This is a genomic window from Rubneribacter badeniensis, from assembly GCF_002899695.1.
GTDB classification, from domain to species: domain Bacteria; phylum Actinomycetota; class Coriobacteriia; order Coriobacteriales; family Eggerthellaceae; genus Rubneribacter; species Rubneribacter badeniensis.
On record NZ_PPEL01000106.1, the window covers coordinates 1 to 8,355 of the forward strand.

At 63.5% G+C, this 8,355-nt stretch carries 7 protein-coding genes; 3 read left to right on the forward strand and 4 right to left on the reverse strand.

The genetic code is table 11. The features are described from left to right. Positions 1 to 134 precede the first annotated feature (134 nt). Positions 135 to 926, forward strand: coding sequence for a peptidylprolyl isomerase (locus tag C2L80_RS12255; RefSeq protein ID WP_103263302.1), 792 nt, complete (start codon positions 135 to 137; stop codon positions 924 to 926). A gap of 156 nt (positions 927 to 1,082) precedes the next feature. Here the strand turns inward: C2L80_RS12255 and C2L80_RS12260 are convergent, their stop codons facing one another. Further along, positions 1,083 to 1,352, reverse strand: a complete 270-nt coding sequence (locus tag C2L80_RS12260) for an ACT domain-containing protein (RefSeq protein ID WP_087198721.1) — start codon at positions 1,350 to 1,352, stop codon at positions 1,083 to 1,085. A 283-nt stretch (positions 1,353 to 1,635) separates the two neighbouring features. Continuing rightward, positions 1,636 to 2,205, reverse strand: coding sequence for a GTP cyclohydrolase I FolE (folE, locus tag C2L80_RS12265; protein ID WP_087198722.1), 570 nt, complete (start codon positions 2,203 to 2,205; stop codon positions 1,636 to 1,638). Between the two features lie 384 nt (positions 2,206 to 2,589). Here folE and C2L80_RS12270 point away from each other — a divergent pair, with 384 nt between their 5' ends. After that, positions 2,590 to 4,128 carry a helix-turn-helix transcriptional regulator gene (locus tag C2L80_RS12270; RefSeq protein WP_087192439.1) on the forward strand — a complete coding sequence of 513 codons (1,539 nt, stop codon included), beginning with the start codon at positions 2,590 to 2,592 and terminating at the stop codon, positions 4,126 to 4,128. Between the two features lie 187 nt (positions 4,129 to 4,315). Continuing rightward, complete coding sequence (locus C2L80_RS12275) at positions 4,316 to 5,965, forward strand: FAD-dependent oxidoreductase (protein ID WP_157941087.1); 1,650 nt, start codon at positions 4,316 to 4,318, stop codon at positions 5,963 to 5,965. Positions 5,966 to 6,251: 286 nt separating this feature from the next. Here C2L80_RS12275 and C2L80_RS12280 read toward each other — a convergent pair whose 3' ends face one another. Together C2L80_RS12280 and rlmH are read right to left on the reverse strand one after the other, a co-directional pair. Continuing rightward, positions 6,252 to 7,109 carry an exodeoxyribonuclease III gene (locus C2L80_RS12280; protein WP_087198723.1) on the reverse strand — a complete coding sequence of 286 codons (858 nt, stop codon included), beginning with the start codon at positions 7,107 to 7,109 and terminating at the stop codon, positions 6,252 to 6,254. Between the two features lie 675 nt (positions 7,110 to 7,784). Further along, positions 7,785 to 8,255 carry a 23S rRNA (pseudouridine(1915)-N(3))-methyltransferase RlmH gene (gene rlmH, locus C2L80_RS12285; protein ID WP_092197477.1) on the reverse strand — a complete coding sequence of 157 codons (471 nt, stop codon included), beginning with the start codon at positions 8,253 to 8,255 and terminating at the stop codon, positions 7,785 to 7,787. Between the last annotated feature and the right edge of the window lie 100 nt (positions 8,256 to 8,355).

Below are 8,355 nucleotides of genomic sequence, written 5' to 3' on the forward strand. Positions count from 1 at the left end.
CTCCATCCCCCTTCCCATCCCTCCCTTCGGCCGTTTTCACGCGCCTTCGCGCAAAGGGGATCGACGATCCGATGCCGAACGGGCACCGATCGGGTACGGTGCTTTCCCACAACGTGCACGAGGAAAGGAACCGCATGGCACGCGTGGTCAAACCCCTGTATCGCCCCCGCTACGTCCCCTCGGGACGCGAGATCGCCGTTATCGACACGGCGCACGGAACCATCCGCGTGGAGCTATTCGGAAAAGAGGCTCCGGGCACCGTCGGAAACTTCATCGAACTTGCAAGCAAGGGGTTTTACGACAAGCTGAACTTCTACGGCAAAGTGGACGGCGACGTTGTCGTGGGCGGCTGTCCCACCACGCGCCCGCTCAGCCCGCAGCAAGTGCGCATGGCCGTGCGCGAAGAGCTGCGAGGAGTGCATCCCGGCATGAAGGACTGCGGTTACCGCATCCGCGACGAATGGGCGAGCAATCCGCGCAACCGGCACGAAGACGGAACGCTGTCGCTCACCCATCGCAACGCGCAGGATTCGGGAAGCTGCCAGTTCTTCTTCAGCCTGTCGAGCCATCCCGAGTACGATGAGAGGTTCGTAGTGTTCGGACAGACGATCGAAGGGCTCGACGTCGTCCACCGTCTGGGCATCGGCGACCTCATCACAAGCGTGCACATCGAGGGAGCGCATGAGCTTCCCGCAGACGACGAGCTGATCGTCGCGAAGGACGATGCACAACAAGCCGCAGCGCAAACGGCAGAAGATGAAGCGATCACCCGCGCGGAAGCCGAGCGCGGGGAGGCCCTTTCCGCAGCCGAACGGCAGGAGGTCGCCCGCACGGCTCGCGCGGCGATCATCGACGACGAGCTGCAAGACCAGGCGGCATCGATACGGGCGCTGCGCCGCGTGCTGGCCAAACGCCCTGTACTGTGATCGAAGAGCGCCGCGCGGCGCGCATCAAACCCCGGCGCTCCCAAAGCGCCGAGCGCGCCGCATCCGCTTTGCCTGGTCACCCGCGCCGCGCCGCCCTGCCCCGTCCTGCTCGACCCCCTGTCAAGCAGGACGGCGAGAGAGAGGAGGGCAAGCGAGCTAGATTTTGTGCATCATCTGGAACACGTCTTCGCGCTGAATGATGATCTGCACTCCCAGGTCTTCACCAACACGCTCAAGCCGCTCCTGCACGTCGTTGAAATCGGCTTTCTCGAGATCGAGCGTCGTGAGCATCGTCATGGAGAAGATGCTGTCGAGGATGGTCTGGCTGATGTCGTCGATGTTCGCGCCGCACTCGGCAAGCGCCGTGGCGACCGCGGCCACGATGCCACTGCGATCTTTACCCAAAACGGAGACTACGCACTTCATGTTGGTCCTTTCGATCTTCTGCAAACGCGCCTGCACAGACGTTCTCGCTTCGTACGTTCGTACATACTACCTCATCACGAACGAATGTTTCACGTGAAACATTCGAAAGGCACGAAGGGGCCGATGCGGGCACGTCGAGGCATACGAAGCCAAACGCAGCTGCTGCGCACGGCACTCCCCAGCCTCGCGCAGCAGCCACTTTTATCGCCCAGCCGCCTTTACCGCTCAGCCTCCCCTCTCGTCCAGCCGTCTTCCCCACCTTCCCCACTCAGCCGCCTTTCCCCTAGTCGCGGCGCGCGAAGATGAGCGACAGCGCTTCGGCGCGCGTCGTCTGGTTGCGCTCGAGCGCGCCGCGCACGGCGCTGGTGGTGGTGCGGGTTCCGGGCTTCTTCACGCCGCGCATGCTCATGCACAAGTGCTCGGCCTCCAAAACCACGATCACGCCCCGCGGATGCAGCTGCTCCATCAGAGTGTCGGCGATCTGCGAGGTCAAGCGCTCCTGCACCTGCGGCCGCTTCGCAAAGGCGTCCACAAGGCGCGCGAGCTTCGACAGCCCGCAGATGCGCCCGTCGGCCGCCGGGACGTACGCCACATGCGCCACGCCGAAGAACGGCACGAGATGGTGCTCGCACATGGAGTAGAACGGGATGTCGCGCACGAGCACCATCTCCTCGTGATGCTCGTCGAACGTCGTCTCGAAGTGCTCGGCGGGGTCTTCCACAAGGCCCGCGAACACCTCCTCGTACATCTTCGCCACGCGCTCTGGCGTCTTGAGCAGCCCTTCCCTATCAGGGTCCTCGCCCACGCCCTCCAAGATGAGGCGCACGCCCGCTTCGATCTTCGCTCTGTCCATGACCGTCCTTCTATCGCAACACAACGCCCGGCATCATACCACGCCGCTTGCGGGTGCGTACAGGCGACGTATCAAGGCCCGCCCAGCAAACTCCCGGAGGAATGCGTGACCCTCACGCAAAGCCTCCGATCCACCTTATTCATGGTCGCCAACCACCTTGATCCATCCTCCGCTTTCGCCTGCCCGGACGACAAACGTCAAAGTAAGAACAGCGAAGATACGAAGGCGACAGCATCCACCACGAACTCACCACCGAGCAAATCTCAGATCCTCCGGCATTGAAAGGAAGCTCGAAAACCAGAGCAAACGACTCTTGAAACGACTCGCACACACGTTTGAACGGGCTAAGAGGTATAATCGTGGTTCGAGCGTGAGGGGAGCCGCATGACGGACATACGCCAGAGCATCGCCGCGCGATATTGCTCTCGTGGCGGTATACGCTACATCGGGCTGGGGTTTTACTGGGCCTGGCTGTTCATCGCCTTCTACACGTCTGTCCTGCTGCCAACCTCCTCGTCGGCCAGCGAATCCATGAGCGGCATTTGGAACTGGGCCGCGTGGGCGCACGCCGTCACGCTCATCGCATGCGCCCTGCTCGCACGCCGACTTCAGCCGTATGCGCTGCGCCGATGCTCTATTGCCTTGGCATCCGTCGGCACGTGCGTAGGCACCTTGCTCATTCCCCTCGGCTCGGTCTTGGAGCCTATCTCATCTGCCGCGATGGCATGCGCTGCGAGCGGAGCCCTCATAACCGGGGCGACGACCGCATGGCTCGTCCTCTCATGGGGCGTGCTCTACAGCAGACGAGGGGCAAGGTTCTCCCTCTTTGGCATCATCGCCTCGTACCTGCTGGGCATAGTCCTGTACTTCCTCGTGCAACTCATGTCGGAAAGCATCGCCATCGCAACGACCGCGCTCTTGCCCGCCTGCTCGGGAATGCTCTTGCGCGCAGCAAGCGCCATCGCCCCTGCCACGACAGACCATGACGCAGAAAGCGAGGCGGGGAGCCCGTCTGCGAGCGAGCCGGACTGCGCCAAGGCGCCCTTCGCCCCACGCGTGATCCTGCCCTTGGCCGCAGTGCTTCTGTACGCGCTGTGCGGCGAAGTTCTGCGGGGGTTCGCAACCGCTCCAGGAGGACGAGCGACCCTCGACGGAATGGGGAGCCTCTATCTGCTCGGCAGCGCCGCAGGGCTTGTCGTTATGGGCGGCATCATCGCCCTCATACCAAGCTTCACGCACAGAAGACCCTCCGAGATGCCGGGAATACGGGCGACCTTGCTCATCATGGCGGCGGGCTTTCTGGCAACTACGCTGACCAGCGCTTCGTTTTTCTTCGCTTACGCCGTGTTCGGCGCGGCGTTTCAGTGTTTTCGCGCGCTTGTCTGGATGTACAGCGCAGACGTGACCGAGCGCACGGGGGCGATGGCTTTCAGCGTGTTCGGGGCGACGCAAGGGTGCGCGGCCTTGGCCGTGGTTCTCGGCGTGCCGATAGCCGAATCGCTCAGCCAAGCCGTTTCGCTCGGAGCGGCACAATGGTCGACCATCGCCTCCATCGGCCTGTTCCTCATCTTCTCCTCTGCCGTGATCGTCATCAGTCCGAAAAGCCTCGAGACGGTCTGGGGCCTCATGCCCAAAGAAGCGGCCCCGGACGGGCCGCGCCGTGACCCCTGCTCTCAACCCGCGCCCAACGGGGAGGGTTCCGACTGCTCCTTCCTGCTGAGCACGTACGGCCTCACCGCACGGGAGTGCGAAGTCGCATTGCTTTTGGCGAAGGGCCGCAGCCTGCCCTTCATCCAAGAAGAGCTCCATATCGCTCAGGGAACGGCCCAAACCCACCTTTCCCACATCTACCGAAAGCTTGGCGTCCACTCGCGTCAAGAATTTCTCGATGTGATTGAGGCCCATAGAAATACCAGTTCATAAGCTTGATCGCACGATGTCGTATGCTTCATACGATGTCTTTTCCCTCGAGAAATCACACACTTCATCGGACGCGCCGCGCCCGGTCTTCCCGCATGATGGCCTCAGGCGAGACGGTTCGCCCATACAGCAGACGGCCCGCGCGGCATCCCGACAATGCTGCCGAGGCCAATCCGAGGAAGGGGACGCCATGAGGAAAAAGCAAACGTACACACGCCGGACGTTCGTCGGACTGGGAGGCGTCGCCGCCGCGGTCGCCGCAGGGTCTTTGGCAGGATGCGCGGCATCGCCGAACACGTCAAGCTCAACCGACGAAGCGAGCGCATCCGCGCAGAGCGGCAACGGCGATTACAAGGCGGCGCCCGCGCCCATCTCCGACGACGAGGTCGTCGAAACCCTTGAGGCCGACATCGTCGTGATCGGGGGCGGCATATCCGGCGCGGTCGCTGCAGCGACCGCGGTCGAAGCGGGAAAGAACGTGGTCGTGTTCCAGAAAGCCGCGACCGCGCTCTCCCACGGGTCGGGTGCGGCCGCGTGGAACTCGAAGGCGCAACAAGAGGTCGGAGCCGATTTCGATCCATGGGAAGCCGTCACGGAATGGACCCGCCAAGGAGAGAACCGCGCCGATCTCAACCTGATCAAAGCATGGATATACAACAGCGGGCCGACCATGGATTGGGCGACTGCGCTCACGAACGACGTCGAGGGCGTCGGGCCGGTCAACATGATCTACCTAGCCGACATGGAATATCCCGACCAGCACAACCGCTGCTACCCGACCGTCCACATGTGGACCGGGGAAATGCAAGCGCTCGCCCAGTGGCTACTCGACTACGCCGAGCAGAACGGCGCCGACATCCGATACCGCACCCCAGCCGTGCAGCTGGCACGCGACGAAGGCTCCGACGGTCGCGTGAGCACCGTGTTCGCACAGGGGGAGGAAGGGTACCTCAAGGCGATCGCAGCCGATGGGATTATCCTCGCCGCCGGAGACTACGGCAACAATCCCGATATGCGCGCCGAATACCTACCACATGCAGAAGGCCTGAAGTCGGCGTACACCCAACCCGACATCAACACAGGAGACGGCCAGCTCATGGGCATATGGGTGGGAGGATCCATGCAGCCGTCCCCCCATTGCTCCAACATCCACTACGACCCGCCCATCGACGTTCCCGACATCGGGGGCTCAGGCATACCCTGGCTTTTCGTGAACAAGAACGGAAAACGTTTCTGCAACGAGGACATGCAGTACGGCCAGCTGTACGCCCAGGATATGAACCAGCCCGATCACCTGCATTTCCAGGTGTTCGACGACAACTTCCGAACCGATTGGGAAGACATGGGCTCCGGCATGATGAAGAAAGAGCCGCCCGTCGACATCGTCGCCAGCATCGAGGCGGGTGTGGAGAACGGCGACGTGTACGTGAGAGACACCATCGAAGAGCTTGCTCAAACCATGGGGGTTCCCTCCGACGCTTTGGCCGAGACGGTCGAACGCTACAACCAACTGTGCGACGCGGGGTACGATGACGATTACGGCAAGCAAGCCGGCCGCCTGAAGGCAGTCCGAAAAGCTCCGTTCTACGCCGTCGCCCGCAAACCCGGCGTGCTGTGCACCCTGAACGGCATCGTCACCGATGCGGAATGCCGCGCACTCGACGCCGAACGCAACGTCATCGACGGCCTGTTCGCTGTCGGCAACTGCCAGGGAAACTTCTTCGGAGGGCTTGAGCACCAGATGGTCATCCCCGGCATGAGCCTTGGGCGCGCCATGACCACCGGACGCATTGCGGCCCTGGTCGCCACTGGGCAACATCCGGCTTCCGGACGTCTTTGATGACGCTTGCGGTGCCCGCGTCCGCTCATGCGCGGGCACCGCGATGCTGAACATCGGGAGGCCTCGCTGGAAGCGCTTCCCGCACCGCAAGCGGCTTTCGCGCCGTCCGCAGACCGACACCCGCAGACGAGCCCCGGCTTTCCGATCCGCAGGGCAGACGCATCCGACGCTCAGAAACGTTGAGAAGCGGATGATGACGGAGGTACAACGATCCTTCCGAACGAGAGCTTCGCACGCATCCCGCATCCCCACGCGGCCGCCAACCCCGCGCGCCGCTCCGTCCTCGTTACAGCGACAACTCCAACCCTACGGGGCAGTGGTCGCTGCCGTAGACCTCGTCGTAGATGCAGGCGCTTTCGATGCGGGGCGCCAGCTCGCTGCTCACGAGGAAGTAGTCGATGCGCCATCCCGCGTTGTTCTTGCGCGCGTTGAACCGGTAGCTCCACCACGAGTACGCGCCGGTCACCTCTGGGTGCAGATGACGGAACGTGTCGGTGAAGCCGGCGGCCAAAAGATCGGTGAACTTTCCGCGCTCCTCGTCCGAGAAGCCGGCGTTGCCGCGATTGGGACCAGGGTTCTTCAGATCGATCTCCTGGTGCGCCACGTTGAAGTCGCCGCACATGACAACCGGCTTCGGGTCGGCCGTCTCGCCCGGCTCGGTGCGCGGCAGCTCGGACACGTTCACATGCCCCTCGCCCGGAGCCGGACGCTCCACCGGCACACCCGCGGGCAGCACGCCCTCCTCGAGCCCCTTGCAGAAGTCGCGGAAGGCGTCGTCCCATTCCATGCGATGGTCGATGCGCGCCAACTCGTTCTGCGCGTTCGGCGTGTACACGTCCACGAACCAGAAGCCGGGGAACTCGAGCGCCACGATACGCCCCTCGGTGTCCAAGTGATCGCTGCCCAAGCCATGCAGCACCTGCAGCGGCTGCTCCTTGCAGAACACGGCCGTGCCCGAATAGCCCTTCCTTTCGGCGTAACTCCAATACTCGCGGTACTGCGGTAGGTCGAGCGTGGCCTGACCTTCTTGCAGCTTCGTCTCCTGCAGCGCCACGATGTCGGCGTCGAAGTCGCACACGATGTCCTCGAAGCCCTTCTTGAGTACGGCGCGCAAGCCGTTGACGTTCCACGAGATGAAGCGCATAGGTTCCTCCTTCGCCGCCTTGCTGCGGCCTTCGGTTCTCGGCGTGTTGCGCTCAGTATAGCGAAAACGAGGGCGCGAGGGCGGCAGGCGACGGGCAGCGGGCGACACCCCGCGCGAGCGATTCCGGGAGGAGGCCCGGAGAGCGGCGGCGGGTGACGGACGCACGGAGGTGCTTAGAGCTGCGGAGCGCCGGGGCGACTCGCGCACGCATGTCAGAAGGAAGGACGTTCGCAAACGGCAGCGGAAAGCCGCGGCAAGCGATGGCGGCGGGGCGCGTCCGAACAGGGACCTTTTGGCTGTCACCAACACGCCTCGGCCGGCTTCTGCAACAAAACGAGCCGATTTTGGCCACGAAACCGCGTTCTGGCACGGAATTGCGTCTTTTCCAGCTCGCAAAGCACCTTACACGTAACAAAAGCCCAGGTCGGCTATTTCGACAATGGCTCAGAACGGCTCAGGTCGTGCCAGAGCGCGGTTTCGTGGCCAAAAATGACAGATTTCGCCGCACGAACTCAGAACCGCCGCAATCGACGCAGCCCAATCGACATCCCGAGGCGCGCCTCCGCACGAGGCCGCCCTCATCGCCCCGCCCCTCGGGAAAGCAAACGCGAACAGAGCGCGTCGCCCAGGCGCAGAGACCGCGAACGAACAAGCCGAAGAAGCAAAGCGACGACATCACTTGTGGTAAGGCTCGCCTCGGGAGATCTTCTGAGCGCGGTACAGCTGCTCGAGCAGCACGACGCGAGCAAGATTATGCGGCAGCGTGAGCGGGCCAAACGACAGCGTCTCGTCCGCGCGGGCGCGCACGGCGTCGCTCACGCCGTCGGAACCGCCTATCACGAATACGAAATCGCTCGCACCGTCAAGCGCAAGCGCATCAATGCGTCGCGAAAGGCTTTCGCTCGAACGCTGCTTCCCATCGATGGCCAGCAGCACCACATAGGCCGAGGGAGCGATCGCCGAGAGGATGGCCGTCCCTTCGCGCTCGCGCGCCGTCGCCACGCCCCCTGCGCGACCAGGGTCGACGTCGGCGACCTCCCGCACGGCCGTCTTCGCGTAGGGTTGCAGTCGTTTGAGGTACTCGGCACACGCGTCCGTCCAGAACCGCTCTTTGAGCTTCCCCACCGCCACTATGGTGAACTTCACGCGCGCCTCGCTTCCTCTCGCTTCGCCTTCGCCCATGATACCAGGCGGGCGCGGGTGCTTGCGCGTGCGTGGCTCCTGCGGGCGCATGGCGCACGGGGCG

What these genes read in the sequence shown, in the direction of transcription:
- C2L80_RS12275 (WP_157941087.1), top strand. Translation starts at nt 4,316, where the DNA reads ATGAGGAAAAAGCAAACGTACACACGCCGGACGTTCGTCGGACTGGGA.
- C2L80_RS12280 (WP_087198723.1), bottom strand. Translation starts at nt 7,109, where the DNA reads ATGCGCTTCATCTCGTGGAACGTCAACGGCTTGCGCGCCGTACTCAAG.
- folE (WP_087198722.1), bottom strand. Translation starts at nt 2,205, where the DNA reads ATGGACAGAGCGAAGATCGAAGCGGGCGTGCGCCTCATCTTGGAGGGC.
- C2L80_RS12270 (WP_087192439.1), top strand. Translation starts at nt 2,590, where the DNA reads ATGACGGACATACGCCAGAGCATCGCCGCGCGATATTGCTCTCGTGGC.
- C2L80_RS12255 (WP_103263302.1), top strand. Translation starts at nt 135, where the DNA reads ATGGCACGCGTGGTCAAACCCCTGTATCGCCCCCGCTACGTCCCCTCG.
- C2L80_RS12260 (WP_087198721.1), bottom strand. Translation starts at nt 1,352, where the DNA reads ATGAAGTGCGTAGTCTCCGTTTTGGGTAAAGATCGCAGTGGCATCGTG.